We start from the raw sequence: 13869 nt of genomic DNA on the forward strand, positions 1-13869 counted from the left end.
ACCCCCCAATTGCGCGCGGAGCTCCGCCAACTGTTCCTGCAGCTCGGCCACCGTGGCCTCCAGCTGCTGCACGCGGGTTTCCAGCGCCGGATTGCCGCCACCGCCACTGCTGGACGACGAACCCTTGTAGCTCTCCGCCAGCGCCTGCACATCCACCGGGCCGCCCAGCAGGTGCATGTAACGATCTTCGCGTTGGCCGCCGGCGCGCGGCAGCAGCACCGCCATGCCGCGCTGTAGCATGCGCTCCACGTGGTGGCGCAGTTCCTCGGCATCCTGGAACTGGAACAGGCGCTCGCTGCGGGTCAGCAGTTCGTTGACCGTCTGCGGGCCACGCAACAGCAGCAGGCCCAGGATCGCCAACTGCTGCCGGGTCAGGTCCAGCGCGCTACCGGCGCGGTGTTCGTAGCGCTCGGCGCGCGAGGAAAACTGCTGGCGAGCCAGGCCCAGCGTCTCCAGCTGGCGCAGCGCGTGGTGCACATCGCCGGTGGAGAGCGCCATCATCGGCTCGCGCGCGGTTTTCTGGTTGGCCGCCACCTGGGCGGCGTTGACCGTCAGCGGGTAGGCGTCCGGCGTGGTCGCCTCCTTCTCGATCAGGCAGCCCAGGGCACGGGCCTGGGCCGCGTTCAGCACGGGCAGGGCAGGGGTCTGGGTGTCGTCGGTCATGGGGGCTCCGGGGGTATTTCAGGGCATGCAGCATAGCCGAGCCCCGCCAATGGCATGAACGTGGACGGCCAAGCCGGTAAACTGGCGCGACTCTGTTGCTGGTGATCCCGATGCGCCGTACTGCTGCTGTTTCCCTGTCCGTGCTTGCCTGCGCCGTGATGGCGCTGAGTGCCTGCAAGCGCACCGAAGCCCCGGCCGACGCCGCCGCGCCCGCTCCTGCTGCCGTGGCCAGCACGCCGGTTGCCACCGGCGATGCTGCCGTGGCCGCCAACGACAACCTCAACGCGGTGTTGTGGGTGCAGCGTTCGCAGGAATACAAGGCCATCACCGAGCAGACCTATCGCGCTGCCGCCGACCGCCTGGATGCCGCGCTGAAGCAGGCCCACTGGGATGCCCTGGTGCCCGAAGAGCGCGGCAACGATGCCAAGGGCCTCAAGCCTGCGGTGGTGCTGGACGTGGACGAGACCGTGCTGGACAACTCGCCCTACCAGGCGCGCCTGGTGCGAGACGGCGGCGAGTACGACGAACTGAGCTGGGACCAGTGGGTGGCCGAAAAGAAGGCCAAGGCCATTCCGGGCGTGGTCGATTTCGCCAAGGCTGCCAACGCCCGCGGCGTCACCCTGCTGTACATCTCCAACCGCGCCGTGCACCTCAAGGAGGCCACCCTGGCCAACCTGCGCGCCGAAGGCCTGCCGGTGGCCGATGACAGCGTGTTCCTTGGCCTGGGCACCGTGGTGGAAGGCTGCGAGCAGGCCGGCAGCGAGAAAAACTGCCGCCGCCGCCTGGCCGGGCAGAAGTACCGCGTGCTGATGCAGTTCGGCGACCAGCTGGGCGACTTCGTTGAAGTGACCGCCAACACCAACGACGGTCGCGACGCACTGCTGCAGGAATACCACGACTGGTTCGGCGAACGCTGGTGGATGCTGCCCAACCCGACCTACGGCGGCTTCGAGCCGGCGCAGTTCAACAACGACTACAGCCAGTCGCGGCAGGTTCGCCACGACGCCAAGCGCGCCGCGCTGGACTACGCGCCGTGAGCCGCGCCCCGCTGCCGCTGCGTGATGATGAACGCCTGATCTTCGCGCTCGACGTGCCGGGCCGCGACGATGCGCTGGCCTGGGTGGACCGGTTGGGCGATGCCGTGTCGTTCTACAAGATCGGCATGGAACTGCTCGCCTCCGGCGAGTATTTCCAGGTACTCGATGCGCTGGCCGCGCGCGACAAGCGCGTGTTCGTCGACCTGAAGTTCTTCGATATCCCAGCCACTGCCGCGGCGGTGATCAAGCGGTTGTCGCAGTGGCCGGTCAGCTACGCCACCATCCACGGCTGGCATCCGGCCATGATGGAAGCCTGCGCGGCTGCCAACGAAAGCGACATGCACCTGCTGGCGGTCACCGTGCTGACCTCGATGGGCCATGGCGACCTGCGCGGCATGGGCATCGACCGCACGCCGGTCGAGGTGGTGGTCGAGCGCGCCCAGGCGGCCCAGGCGGCCGGTATCGACGGGGTCATCGCGTCGGGCCAGGAGGCCGCGCCGATCCGCGCCGCTACCGGTGCCGGCTTCTCGATCGTATGCCCGGGCATCCGCCCCGGCGGCCCGGTGGGTGATGACCAGAAGCGTACCGTCGGGGTGGCCCAGGCCTTCGCCGACGGTGCCGATGCGATCGTGGTCGGACGCCCGATCCGGTTGGCCAGCGACCCGCGCGCTGCGGCCGAGGCGATCCAGCTGGAAATCACCGGCGCCTGGCGCGCCCGCCAGGCCTGAGCCAGCGGTCCGTCGGCGACACGCCTGGCCCTCGAACGGAAGGCGTGACCTTCCCTGATGCCGCGCGCAGGCCTCAGAAAACTGCTCGCTGCCGGTAAATCGGGCAACACCGCGCAGTTCGGCCCACCTCCCTGCGATGAAATCACTCTGCCGGCGCATCGCTGCCGGCGTGATCCCATCACTGCAATGGAGGTGCTGCATGCATGTCTTCACCCGACTGGCCTTGGCCACCGGTCTCCTGGGCTGTTCCCTGGCCGCCCACGCGGCGCCGAACGCGGCCAGCGGCGCGCCGCTACGGCCGCTGATCATCGGCGGCGAAAACGCATCGCCGGGCCAATACCCGTTCATGGTCAGCCTGCAACGGTTGGACTACGGCAATTCGGACCACGCCCGGCATTGGTGCGGCGGCACGTTGATCTCGCCCTCGTGGGTGTTGACGGCCGCCCATTGCGTGGACGGCGCTACACCGGCCGGTTACGCGGTGCTCGGCGCCGTCACCACGCTGGAGGCGGCTGCAGGCACGCGACCGTCCAACATCAAGGCCATCCACGTCCACCCTGCCTACAACGGCGGCAGCCTGGTCAACGACATCGCCCTGATCCAGTTGAGTGCCCCCCTCGCCGATGCCGCCCCGGCCGCGCTGCTGGAGGGCAGCGATGTCGGTTACCTGCGCGATGGCCGGCAGTTCACCGTGATCGGCTGGGGCGACACTGGCCTGGAAGGCGAGGCAGGGTCGCCCACGGTGCTGCAGACCGTGCAGACCCCGTTCGTGCCCTTCCGCGCCTGCCGGCAGGCCTATCCCGCGCTGGAGGCGGGCAAGGTGATCTGCGCCGGCACCGAAGGCATCGACAGCTGCCAGGGGGATTCCGGCGGCCCGCTGCTGGTGCAGCGCCGCGGTCGGTGGACCGTACTCGGTGTGGTCAGTTGGGGCCGGGGCTGCGCGTTGGCGGGGTATCCGGGGGTTTACGCGCGGCTGGGCGATGGCTACATGCGCGATTTCATCGAGGCCACCTGGTTGAAGGACTGAATGTTGATGTGAATCAGTCATTTGGCTTGAAGGATCGATCGGTTGCGATCCTTTAGATGCCGCGTATGGTCGCCGCCCTCCGGTTCGTACTGCCGATGGGGTAGCACGCTGTGCACCGGGCTGGAGCCGGTTTGAAGAGGTCCTGACCACCTACGGTCGGGCCTCTTTATTTATTTCCCTTCCATGGCGTGCGGTGATTTCATCCGGTTGCGCAGGCCACCGGCTTGCCGCTGCGGGGGCGCAGGCCGCAAGATGCGGACCGGCCCGGGGAGTCCGAATTCATGTCCATGTCGTCCAAGTCGTGGCAGTACCGGGGGCAGGCAATGGCCCTGGTCCTGTGCGGGGCGGTGCTGCTCGGCGCGTGCAAACGCGACCAGATCGATCCGGACGCGCCGGCCGCCGAGCCGGTGGCTGCGTTGCAGCAGCTGGCCCGGCATGTGGCCGACAACGACCTGCTTGGCTACGCCCGCGCGTCGGTGCCGCCGGCCCACTACCAACGCCTGCAGGCGGCGTGGGATCAGGGGCACAGCCGCTGGCCACTGACCGAATTGCCACTGGACGGGCAGCTGTTGCCGATGCTGGCCGCGTTGTCGCGGCCGGATGCGCCGCAGCGGCTGCAGCGCTCTTTCGATGCGCAGATTGCCGGCCAGGCCACCGGGGTACGCCAGGCTGCGCATTCCATGGGCCTGTTTGGCGTGCAGTACCTGCGCAACCAGTCCGATTACACCGATGCCCAGCGTGCCCATTACAGCCAGGTGGTGGATGCGCTGAGCAAATGGGCGGCCGCCGCGCCGCTGACCGACAAACAGCGTGCCAAGACCACCATCACGTTGTTGACCGCCACCGCCCGCACCACCGGCTTGTCCACCGATGCGCAGTTGCAGGCGGCCGGCATGGAAGAATCGCTGCGTCGGCTCGGCCCGTTCTTCAAGGCGTTCAAGACCGCGCTGGCCAGCTATGGGCTCTCGCTGGACGGGGCCCTGGTCGAGCTGCGCGGCGAACCGGTGTCCGCGCTGGGCAACGACGCGGTGGTGCGTGTGCAGTACCCCCTGGGCGGCGCGCAGATCGAGGCCCAGGTGCGCATGACCCGCCGCGACGGGCACTGGTATGTCAGCCGGACGCTCGAACAGGCCGATGCGCTGCTGAAGGCCGCCGACACCGCAGAAGCTGAACATCAGGCCCGCCGGGCCGATGAAGCAGCGGCCGCCGCGCAGGTCAAGGACGGTGCTTCTGCACCGGCTAAGCCATAATGAAGCCGATGCCCAACCAGAATCCCCTGCCTTTCCCCGGCGAAGAGCCGCCCAAGACGCCGGACGCCCCGTCCGCGTCGCCCGACAGCGCGGCCGGTGCCGGTGCCCCGGAGGCCGGCGCGGCTGGCACCCCGGCGCCCGATGCGGCACAGCCGGCTCACGTTGCTGACGCCGAGGCCAGCGCTGGCTCGCCCGGCGCCATCGTCCCCGGCACCCGGGCCCCGGTCGGCCGCCGCCCCTGGTGGGCGCGCCTGCTGGGCCGCCTGGTCGAGCCGTGGCTGTCGCTGAAGATCGAACCCGAACACCCCGGCCAGTACAACGATGGCCGCCCGGTGGTGTACGTGCTGGAGGACTATGGCCTGTCCAACGCCCTGATCCTGGACAAGGCCTGCCGCCAAGCCGGCCTGCCCTCGCCGCTGGTGCCCATTGCCGGCGACCCGACCGGGCGCAAACGCGCCTACGTCGCGCTGTCGCGCCGGAGCAGCAGCAATGCGCTGATTCCGGAACAGCGTGGCGCCAAGACCCACTCCGACTCGCTGGCCAAGGTGCTGCAGGCGCATCGCGCCCGTGACGAGCTGGACGTGCACCTGGTGCCGGTGTCGATCTTCGTCGGCCGCGCGCCGGACAAGCAGAGCGGCTGGTTCGCGGTGCTGTTCTCGGAAAACTGGGCGCTGGTGGGCCGCTTCCGTCGCCTGCTGGCGGTACTGCTCAATGGCCGCAGCACCATCGTGCGGTTCGCCCCGCCAATCTCCCTGCGCAGCACGATCAACGAGGGGCTGGACCCCGAGCGCACCGTGCGCAAGCTGCAGCGGGTGCTGCGTACGCATTTCCGCCGCATCCGCGAGTCGGTGATCGGCCCGGACCTGTCCACCCGTCGCCTGCTGGTGGACAAGGTGCTGGACGCGGACACCGTGCGCGAGGCGATCGCCTCCCAGGCCAAGCGCGACAACTCCAAGCCGGCCGACGCCTGGAAGAAGGCGCACGCCTATGCCTGGGAAATCGCCGCCGATTACTCCAGCCCCGCCGTGCGTTCGGCCAGCTTCATGCTCAGCCATGTCTGGAACCGCATCTATGCCGGCGTGCTGGTGCACCACCTGGACAAGTTCAAGGCGGCCGCGCCCGGCCACGAAGTGGTCTACGTGCCCAGCCACCGCAGCCACATGGACTACCTGCTGCTGAGTTACCTGCTGTACGACCGTGGCATCGTGCCGCCGCACATCGTGGCCGGCATCAACCTCAACCTGCCGGTGGTCGGCACGCTGCTGCGCAAGGGCGGGGCGTTCTTCATCCGCCGCTCGATCCGCGGCAACGCGCTGTACTCGGCCGTGCTTAGTGAATACGTGGCGCAGCTGGTGGCCGGGGGGTACTCCATCGAATACTTCGTCGAAGGCGGCCGTTCGCGTACCGGGCGCCTGCTGCAGCCCAAGGGCGGCATGATCTCGATGACGCTGCGCGCGTTCCTTCGCCAGCCGCGCAAGCCGGTGCTGTTCCAGCCGATCTACGTGGGCTACGAAAAGCTGATGGAAGGCGGCAGCTATCTGGACGAACTGTCCGGCCGGCCCAAGGAAAAGGAATCGATCTGGTCGCTGTTGTGGTCCATCCCCAAGGTGCTCAAGCAGAACTACGGGCAGGTGGTGGTCAACTTCGGTGAGCCGATCGCGCTGAACGATGTGCTGGCCCAGCAGGCGCCGGAGTGGGACGGCCAGCCGGTTACCGAAGACGAGAAGCCCTCGTGGCTGTCGGGCACGGTGGACCACCTGGCCGAACGCATCCAGGTGCATATCAACGGCGCCGCCAACGTCAACCCGATCAACCTGCTGGCGCTGGCGCTGCTGTCCACGCCCAAGCACGCGATGGGCGAGGCCGACCTGATCGCGCAGATCGAGCTGTGCAAGACCCTGCTGGTGGAGATGCCGTACTCGGACCGGGTCACCGTGACCCCGCACTCGCCGGAGCGGATCATCGCCCACGCCGAGGAGATCAACGTCCTGACCCGCATCAAGCACCCGTTGGGCGACGTGCTCAGTGTCAGCGGCGACACCGCGGTGCTGCTCAGCTACTTCCGCAACAATGTGATCCACCTGTTCACCGCGTCCTCGTGGGTGGCCTGCTGCTTCCAGAACAACCGCCGCATGAGCCGCACCGGGCTGGTCCAGCTGGGCCGCACCGTGTACCCGTTCCTGCAGGCCGAGTTGTTCCTGCCGTGGACCGAAGACGAGTTCGCCCAGCGCATCGAGCAGACCATCAACGTGTTCGTGCGCGAAGGCCTGCTGCAGAACGTCAATGACGACGACGGCGGCATCCTGGCGCGCAACACCGGGCAGACCGACGAGGTGTTCCGCCTGCGGGCGATCGGCCATTCGCTGCAGCAGGCGTTCGAGCGCTATTACATCGCCATCTCGGTGCTGGTGAAGAATGGCCCGGGCACGCTGGGTGCGGCCGAGCTGGAAAGCCTGTGCCAACAGGCGGCCCAGCGCTTGAGCCTGCTGTACGCGCCAGCGGCGCCGGAGTTCTTCGACCGCACCCTGTTCCGCGGCTTCATCCAGAAGCTGCGCGAACTGCGGCTGGTTTGGCCGGACGAAAACAGCAAGCTGCTGTTCGACGACCGTCTGGACGCCTGGGCCAAGGATGCCAAGTTCATCCTCGGCCGCGAGCTGCGCCACACCATCGAGCGGGTCAGCCCGGAAGCGGCCAAGCCGGAAGAGCCGGTCGCCGCGGATTGACCGCAGACCGGGCCTCGCCCGGTGGGTACCGACCGTTGGTCGGTACCCGCGCGCAAGCACGGCACACGCGTCCGGGCACGGGGCAATACGGCATGCACCGGTTCGCCGACGCTGACCACCGTTTGACGCCGCACGTCAGGAATTCATGCCCCCGGAACGAGCGGCAGCCGACCAACGGTCGGCTCTACGCCGGTTCGTCGGGAATCAACATGTCCGCCAGCTTGGCGATGCAGTCCTTCAACTGCAGCTTGCGCCGCTTCAGGCGCTTGGCGTCCAGCTCGTCCTCGCCGTTGGCGGCCATCCGCTGGATCTGGTCGTCCAGCGCGCGGTGCTCCTGCCGAAGCTCGGCAAGGCGGGCGCTGATCTGCTCGGGTGTCATGGTATCCACAGCTGTCGAGCATACACATCCACGATGACCGCCGGGAGTGAACGCAGTCACTTGCCGGTGGCCATGACGGTCGGCGCGAGCCGGTAGAATGAGCGCCATGAGCGCCGTCATTCGCCTGCCCGATCCCATCCCCCGCGCACCGCGCGCGGACGATGCCGCGCAGGACAAGCTGGCGCGGCGCCTGCGCCGCCAGGTGGGCCAGGCCATCGCCGATTTCGGCATGATCGAAGAGGGCGACAGGGTCATGGTGTGCCTGTCCGGCGGCAAGGACAGCTACACCCTGCTGGAGGTGCTGCTGCACCTGCAGAAGAAGGCTCCGGTGCGCTTTGAACTGGTCGCGGTCAACCTGGACCAGAAGCAGCCGGATTTCCCCGCGCACGTACTGCCGGCCTATCTGGAATCGATCGGGGTGGGGTACCAGATCATCGAGCAGGACACCTATTCGGTGGTCAGCCGGGTGATCCCGGAGGGGCGCACGATGTGTTCGCTGTGCTCGCGGCTGCGGCGTGGCGCGCTGTACCGGCATGCGGCGGAAAACGGCTTCAGCAAGATCGCCCTCGGCCACCATCGCGATGACAGCGTGGCCACGTTCTTCCTCAACCTGTTCCACCACGCCAAGCTCTCGGCGATGCCGCCCAAGCTGCGCAGCGATGACGGCCAGCACGTGGTGATCCGCCCGCTCGCCTACGTGGCCGAGAGCGACATCGCCGCGTACGCGCAGGCGCGCCGCTTCCCGATCATTCCGTGCAACCTGTGCGGCAACCAGGACACCCTGCAACGCCGTCAGGTGGCGCAGATGCTGCAGCAGTGGGAGCGCGACCAGCCGGGGCGGATCGAGCAGATCGCACGCGCGCTGGGCAACATCCATCCGTCGCAGCTGGCCGATCCGGCGCTGTTCGATTTCATGGCACTGGGGCGACGCGACGCTGCCCCGCTGCCCGACCCGCCGGCCTGGGCCGGGGCGTCCACCGACCGCGGCGACGCTGCTGGCTGACGGCCGCCGCGTTCACCCTTCCCTTCACGACCTTATTCCGGAATTCCATGTTCTTTCGCAACCTGACGCTGTTCCGTTTCCCGACCGCCACCGATTTCTCCGACATCGACACCCTGCTGCCGCAGGTGCTGCTCAAGCCGGTCGGCCCGCTGGAAATGAATTCCCGCGGCTTCATCTCGCCGTTCGGCCGCGAGGAAAAGGCCGTGTTCTCACACCGCATCGGCGATGCGCTGTGGCTGACCGTGGGCGGTGAGGACAAGATCCTGCCGGGCGCGGTGGTCAACGACCTGCTGGCGCGCAAACTCGAGGAAATCGAGGAAAAAGAAGGGCGCAAGCCCGGCGGCCGCGAGCGCAAGCGGCTCAAGGACGACCTGCTGCACGAGCTGATGCCGCGCGCCTTCGTGAAAAGCTCGCGTACCGATGCCCTGATCGACCTCACCCATGGCTACGTGGCGGTGGACAGTTCCAGTCGCAAGACCGGCGAGAACGTCATGTCCGACATCCGTGGCCTGCTGGGCAGCTTCCCGGCGATGCCGCTGAACGCCGAAGTGGCGCCGCGTTCGATCCTGACCGGCTGGATCGCCGGCGAAGCGCTGCCGACCGGGCTCAGCCTGGGCGAAGAGTGCGAGATGAAGGACCCGGCCGAGGGCGGCGCGGTGGTCAAGTGCCAGCACCAGGAACTGCGGTGCGACGAGATCGACAAGCACCTGGATGCCGGCAAGCAGGTGACCAAGCTGGCACTGGTGTTTGAAGACAACCTGTCCTTCGTGCTCGGCGACGACCTGATCGTGCGCAAGCTGAAGTTCCTGGACGGCGCGCTGGACCAGCTCGAGCACGCCGACGATGACGGCCGCCGCGCCGAACTGGACGCCCGCTTCGCGCTGCAGAGTGGCGAAGTGCGGCGCCTGTTCCTGCTGCTGGAAGAGGCCTTCAAGCTCAGCAAGGCCGACTGAGGGCACGACGCTGGCGGCCCCGCATCGCGCGTGGCGCCGCCGCGCCGCGCAACGCTACACCCGCTGCGAACGGCACCCGGCGCCGCGCGGCGGCATCCCGTAGAGCGGGGCTCTGCCCCGCTGCTTTGCGCCGTTGGCACCGGACGGAAGAGCAGCGGGGCAGAGCCCTACGCGGGGGCGAACGGCAGCGGGGCAGCGCCCCGCCCCACGCCCCCGGCAGCGATGAACAGCGCGCAGTCATGCGCCGGTCACCACGAGCGCTATGCTGTGCCCATGTCTGGATTCCTCCGCCGCCTGATTTCGCCGGCTGCCCCCACCCTGCAGCGCGATACGGTACGGCTGCGCCTGGAGGATGCCGAGATCGACGTGCTGCGCGTGCGCGATCCGCGGGCGCGCCGGATCAAGCTCAGCGTCGACGAACGCGGCGTACGCCTGACCCTGCCGCCGCGCGCCAGCCTGGTGATGGGGGAGCGCTTCCTGGAACAGCACCGCGACTGGTTGTCCACGCAATTGCGCAGCTACCAGGCGCAGAACCTGCCGCCGCCGCTGGTGATCGGTACGCCGGGGGTGGTGCCGTTGCGCGGCGAACTGCTGCCGCTGCGCTGGGAAAGTGGCCGCTACGCCCACATGACGCTGGATGCGCAGGGGGCGTGCCTGCATTGGCCTGCACGTGGCACCGACGCCACGTTGCGGCGCACCTTGCGCGAATTCTATGAAGCGCAGATCCGCGCCGACGTCGGCCAGTGGCTGCCGCGCTACCTGCCCGGCCTGCCGCGCGCGCCGGCCCGGCTGCGCCTGAAAGTGATGTCATCGCAGTGGGGCTCGCTGGCCCCCGACGGCAGCATGGCGCTGGACCTGGCCTTGGTGCTGGGGCGGCCATCGGCGTTCGAATACGTGCTGGTGCACGAGCTGTGTCACTTGATCCAGGCCAACCATTCGCCGGCGTTCTGGGCCGAAGTGGAGCAGCGGTTTCCCAACTGGCATGCCGAGCGCGATTACTTCCAGCTCGAAGGACGACGCCTCAAGGCGATGTTGCGGCAGATGCTGACAACCCCGTAGAGCCGACCGTTGGTCGGCTGACGCGGTGCCGGGTTTGCCGGCAGCCGACCAACGGTCGGCTCTACGGGGTGCCGGGTGTGTTGGCAGCCGACCAACGGTCGGCTCTACGGGGTGCCGGGTGTGTTGGCAGCCGACCAACGGTCGGCTCTACGGGGTGGCGCGCGCGGTGGCTGCCTGTGCCCACCGGGCTGCCACGCGCGGGGCGGTGATGCAGACGGCCTGGTCGGTGACGGTGGTGACCGCGCGCTCCAGCAGCTGGATGTCCGCTTCGTGCTGGCGGGCCACATGCGGGTCTTCAAAGAAGATCGCGCGCTGGCAGTGGCCTTCCAGCACGCGGTCGGCGATCTGCGCGTCGCCGCCCATCGGGCCACTCTGGTAGCGCTGCACCCAGGGCTGGTCCTGCGGCCAACCACGGCTCCACGCCAGTTCGTTGAGGCGCTGGCCGGTGGTGCCGGTGCCCACCCGGTGGGCGAACCGCGAGAGCAGGTCGAAGTGCTCGTCGGCAAAGGCGAGGATTGCCGGCTTCATCGCATCGTGGGCAATCAGCGCCAGGGTCTGCCGCTCGAAGGCATGCAGGTCGTCAGCGCCGGGATCGGCGGGGAGACCGGCATGCACGCGCTCCACCTCGATCCAGTCGCGTGCGGTGGCCACGGTGGAAATGAAGGGCTTGCCGTGGATCACGCACTGTCGCTTGAGCGCGGTGGCTTCGGGAAAGATCGACGATGGATCGACCGGGTCCATCAGGTAGATCGCCCCGTCCAGCGAGCGCTCGGGCGAGCCCATGCCCACCACCTCGGCTACCAGCTTCATCAAGCCGCCCTGGCGGCCGTTCGGATAGCGCTGCAGCGGGGCGAAGTCGGGCAGGAAGCCCAATCGCTGGATTGCATCGAAGGTCCGCCCGACCGCGTGCAGCTCCACCCCCAGTTCGCGCAGGCCGCCGTCACAGGCGCGCAGCCAGCGGAACAGCGCGGCGTGCTTGTCGTGGTGGTGCAGGCGGTTGGCGGCCAGGCCGATGCGCATGGGAATCATCCGGTAGGAGCCGACGACCGGTCGGCGGGGTCAGGGGGCATTCTATGCCGCTTCCGGCCCTGCAAAACTGGGAACGGCATCACCTGCCTTCACGCATTTTCGTATTAGTTGCATGGTGTGGAAGCGGGTCATATCCGACAGTGGTTTTCGTCCGCAATCAGGAAAACCCTGCCATGGCCCTTCCCCTTTCCCTTCATGAGATGTCGGTCCAAGCCTTGGCTACCGACCGCAGCGCCCGCATCCGCGCCCTCGGCCGGTTGCTGCGCCACGCGGCGATGGGCGACGCCGACGTACTGCTGGTCGGGCTGGCACGCATGCTGGACGCGCACATCGGCGTTGGGCACGGCGATGACGCCAGTAACGAACGCATCCGCGACCAGCTGGACGACATCGAGCTGCTGCTGGCGCTGGAAATTGAACGGGCCGGCGTACGCGTGGCCAACGCCGCCTGAGCCGTAGTGCCGGGCTCTGCCCGGCATCGGCCCACCGATACACCACCGCAGCCGGGCAGAGCCCGGTGTTACGCCGCGCTGCTCAACAGCTGCACGATCCCTGCCGCCGCGTCGCGGCCCTCGGCCACGGCGGTCACCACCAGGTCGGCGCCACGCACCGCATCGCCCCCGGCGAACAGGCGCGGGTGGGCGGTCTGGAACGGCAGCCGGCCCATGCCACCGGCGATGATGCGGCCGTTGTGGCCGGCTTCCACGCCGCGCTCGGTCAACCATGCCGGGGCAGACGGTGAGAACCCGAACGCAATGATCACCACGTCCGCTTCCAGCAGCGATTCGCTGCCCTCGATCGGTACCGCATTGCGGCGGCCCTGGGCGTCCGGTTCGCCCAGCTGGGTTTCCACCACCATCACCCCGATCACTTCGTCGTCCGCACCGGCCTCGATCGACAACGGCTGGCGGTTGAACAGGAAGCGCACGCCTTCTTCGCGCGCATTGGCGACCTCGCGCGCCGAGCCCGGCATGTTGGCTTCATCGCGACGGTAGGCGCAGGTCACCTTGGCCGCGCCCAGCCGCACCGCACTGCGCACGCAGTCCATGCCGGTGTCGCCACCGCCCAGCACCACCACGCGCTTGCCGTTGAGGTCGGGCAGGGCGATCTGGTCTTCCCAGCCGGCAATGGGCCGGCCGTGCGCGTCGCTGCCGCCGACGATGCGGCTGTTCTGCACCAGGAACGGCAATGCCGGCAGTACGCCTTTGAGGTCCTGGCCGATCAACCCGCCGTCGGTGTAGCGGTAGGCGCCGGTACCCACGAACACCGCGTCGTACTCGGCCAGCAGGTCGTCCACGCTGACATCGCGGCCGATCTCCACGCCCAGCCGGAACTGCACGCCCATGCCTTCCAGCACGTGGCGGCGGCGGCTGATCACGGTCTTGTCCAGCTTGAAGCTGGGGATGCCGAACTGCAGCAGCCCGCCGATCTGTTCGTAGCGGTCATACACCACCGCCTGGATGCCGGCATGCGCCAGCTGGTCGGCACAGGCCAGCCCGGCCGGGCCGGCGCCGATCACCGCCACGCGCTTGCCGGTGGGTTCCACCGCGGTCATGTCCGGGCGCCAGCCGGTAGCCAGCGCGGTATCCACGATGTACTTCTCGACCGCGCCGATGGTCACCGCGCCGAATTCCTCCAGCGTGCAGCTGCCTTCGCACAGGCGGTCCTGCGGGCATACCCGGCCGCACACTTCCGGCAGCGGGTTAGTGGAATGGCACAGCGTGGCTGCTTCGTGGATGCGGTTTTCCTGCACCAGCTGCAGCCATTGTGGAATGGCGTTGTGCACCGGGCACTTCCAGCTGCAGTAGGGATTGCCGCAGTCCAGGCAGCGGCCGGCCTGGAACTGCGCGTCTTCCTTGCCGAACTTGCCGTACAGCTCACCCCAGTCGCCGGAGGTACGCAGTTCGACCGGGATGCGCTGCGGCATGGTCCGGGGCAGGTCGAGGAACTGGAAGGCTTGCTTGCGGCTCATGGGTGGGCCCTGCGTTGTTCGGTCGCCGGGCAGAGCCCGGCGCTAC

The 13869-nt window shown here is 68.4% G+C and carries 12 protein-coding genes and 1 pseudogene; 9 read left to right on the forward strand and 4 right to left on the reverse strand.

Translation table 11 applies throughout. The annotated features are described in order from the left end of the window. Nucleotides 1–3: 3 nt before the first annotated feature. Nucleotides 4–663, reverse strand: a pseudogene (locus AC3IR9_RS00380) (YceH family protein); the annotation flags it as partial. 110 nt (nt 664–773) lie between these two features. Between AC3IR9_RS00380 and AC3IR9_RS00385 the strand changes: the two are divergent. The 5 genes from AC3IR9_RS00385 (at nt 774) to plsB (ending at nt 7428) form a co-directional block, all read left to right on the forward strand. After that, entirely contained in the window at nt 774–1700 is a 927-nt protein-coding gene (locus AC3IR9_RS00385) for a 5'-nucleotidase, lipoprotein e(P4) family (RefSeq protein WP_489293273.1), read from the forward strand. Next, nucleotides 1697–2428 carry an orotidine-5'-phosphate decarboxylase gene (gene pyrF / locus AC3IR9_RS00390; protein ID WP_489293275.1) on the forward strand — a complete coding sequence of 244 codons (732 nt, stop codon included), beginning with the start codon at nt 1697–1699 and terminating at the stop codon, nt 2426–2428. The genes AC3IR9_RS00385 and pyrF overlap by 4 nt, the downstream gene beginning before the upstream one ends. 199 nt (nt 2429–2627) lie before the next feature. Further along, nucleotides 2628–3455 carry a serine protease gene (locus tag AC3IR9_RS00395; RefSeq protein ID WP_489293277.1) on the forward strand — a complete coding sequence of 276 codons (828 nt, stop codon included), beginning with the start codon at nt 2628–2630 and terminating at the stop codon, nt 3453–3455. 281 nt (nt 3456–3736) lie between these two features. Then, nucleotides 3737–4705 (forward strand): hypothetical protein, encoded by a 969-nt coding sequence (locus AC3IR9_RS00400; RefSeq protein ID WP_489293279.1) that lies wholly within the window; start codon nt 3737–3739, stop codon nt 4703–4705. Further along, nucleotides 4705–7428, forward strand: a complete 2724-nt coding sequence (gene plsB / locus AC3IR9_RS00405) for a glycerol-3-phosphate 1-O-acyltransferase PlsB (RefSeq protein WP_489293281.1) — start codon at nt 4705–4707, stop codon at nt 7426–7428. The genes AC3IR9_RS00400 and plsB overlap by 1 nt, the downstream gene beginning before the upstream one ends. 184 nt (nt 7429–7612) lie before the next feature. Here the strand turns inward: plsB and AC3IR9_RS00410 are convergent, their stop codons facing one another. After that, a complete protein-coding gene (locus AC3IR9_RS00410; protein WP_489293283.1) occupies nt 7613–7807 on the reverse strand; it encodes a YdcH family protein in 195 nt (64 codons plus the stop codon). Between the two features lie 97 nt (nt 7808–7904). Here AC3IR9_RS00410 and ttcA point away from each other — a divergent pair, with 97 nt between their 5' ends. The 3 genes from ttcA (at nt 7905) to AC3IR9_RS00425 (ending at nt 10822) form a co-directional block, all read left to right on the forward strand. Beyond that, the gene (ttcA, locus tag AC3IR9_RS00415) at nt 7905–8810 is read left to right on the forward strand and encodes a tRNA 2-thiocytidine(32) synthetase TtcA (RefSeq protein ID WP_489293284.1); all 906 of its coding nucleotides are present in this window, start codon (nt 7905–7907) and stop codon (nt 8808–8810) included. 47 nt (nt 8811–8857) lie between these two features. Next, nucleotides 8858–9763 (forward strand): recombination-associated protein RdgC, encoded by a 906-nt coding sequence (locus AC3IR9_RS00420; protein WP_489293286.1) that lies wholly within the window; start codon nt 8858–8860, stop codon nt 9761–9763. A 273-nt stretch (nt 9764–10036) separates the two neighbouring features. Next, nucleotides 10037–10822: a M48 family metallopeptidase gene (locus AC3IR9_RS00425; protein WP_489293287.1), complete on the forward strand. Its 786-nt coding sequence runs from the start codon at nt 10037–10039 to the stop codon at nt 10820–10822. 147 nt (nt 10823–10969) lie between these two features. Here AC3IR9_RS00425 and AC3IR9_RS00430 read toward each other — a convergent pair whose 3' ends face one another. Beyond that, complete coding sequence (locus tag AC3IR9_RS00430; RefSeq protein ID WP_489293289.1) at nt 10970–11842, reverse strand: methylglyoxal synthase; 873 nt, start codon at nt 11840–11842, stop codon at nt 10970–10972. 182 nt (nt 11843–12024) lie between these two features. On the opposite strand from AC3IR9_RS00430, the gene AC3IR9_RS00435 reads away from it, so the two are divergent. Next, nucleotides 12025–12303, forward strand: coding sequence for a hypothetical protein (locus AC3IR9_RS00435; RefSeq protein ID WP_489293290.1), 279 nt, complete (start codon nt 12025–12027; stop codon nt 12301–12303). 68 nt (nt 12304–12371) lie between these two features. Here the strand turns inward: AC3IR9_RS00435 and AC3IR9_RS00440 are convergent, their stop codons facing one another. Then, nucleotides 12372–13823, reverse strand: coding sequence for an FAD-dependent oxidoreductase (locus tag AC3IR9_RS00440; RefSeq protein WP_489293292.1), 1452 nt, complete (start codon nt 13821–13823; stop codon nt 12372–12374). Between the last annotated feature and the right edge of the window lie 46 nt (nt 13824–13869).

The sequence above is a fragment of the Stenotrophomonas sp. GL_101 genome, assembly GCF_057835675.1.

Coding starts and splice junctions, on each gene's coding strand:
- AC3IR9_RS00385 (WP_489293273.1), top strand. CDS start 774: ATGCGCCGTACTGCTGCTGTTTCCCTGTCCGTGCTTGCCTGCGCCGTG.
- AC3IR9_RS00395 (WP_489293277.1), top strand. CDS start 2,628: ATGCATGTCTTCACCCGACTGGCCTTGGCCACCGGTCTCCTGGGCTGT.
- AC3IR9_RS00400 (WP_489293279.1), top strand. CDS start 3,737: ATGTCCATGTCGTCCAAGTCGTGGCAGTACCGGGGGCAGGCAATGGCC.
- plsB (WP_489293281.1), top strand. CDS start 4,705: ATGAAGCCGATGCCCAACCAGAATCCCCTGCCTTTCCCCGGCGAAGAG.
- AC3IR9_RS00410 (WP_489293283.1), bottom strand. CDS start 7,807: ATGACACCCGAGCAGATCAGCGCCCGCCTTGCCGAGCTTCGGCAGGAG.
- ttcA (WP_489293284.1), top strand. CDS start 7,905: ATGAGCGCCATGAGCGCCGTCATTCGCCTGCCCGATCCCATCCCCCGC.
- AC3IR9_RS00420 (WP_489293286.1), top strand. CDS start 8,858: ATGTTCTTTCGCAACCTGACGCTGTTCCGTTTCCCGACCGCCACCGAT.
- AC3IR9_RS00425 (WP_489293287.1), top strand. CDS start 10,037: ATGTCTGGATTCCTCCGCCGCCTGATTTCGCCGGCTGCCCCCACCCTG.
- AC3IR9_RS00430 (WP_489293289.1), bottom strand. CDS start 11,842: ATGCGCATCGGCCTGGCCGCCAACCGCCTGCACCACCACGACAAGCAC.
- AC3IR9_RS00435 (WP_489293290.1), top strand. CDS start 12,025: ATGGCCCTTCCCCTTTCCCTTCATGAGATGTCGGTCCAAGCCTTGGCT.
- AC3IR9_RS00440 (WP_489293292.1), bottom strand. CDS start 13,823: ATGAGCCGCAAGCAAGCCTTCCAGTTCCTCGACCTGCCCCGGACCATG.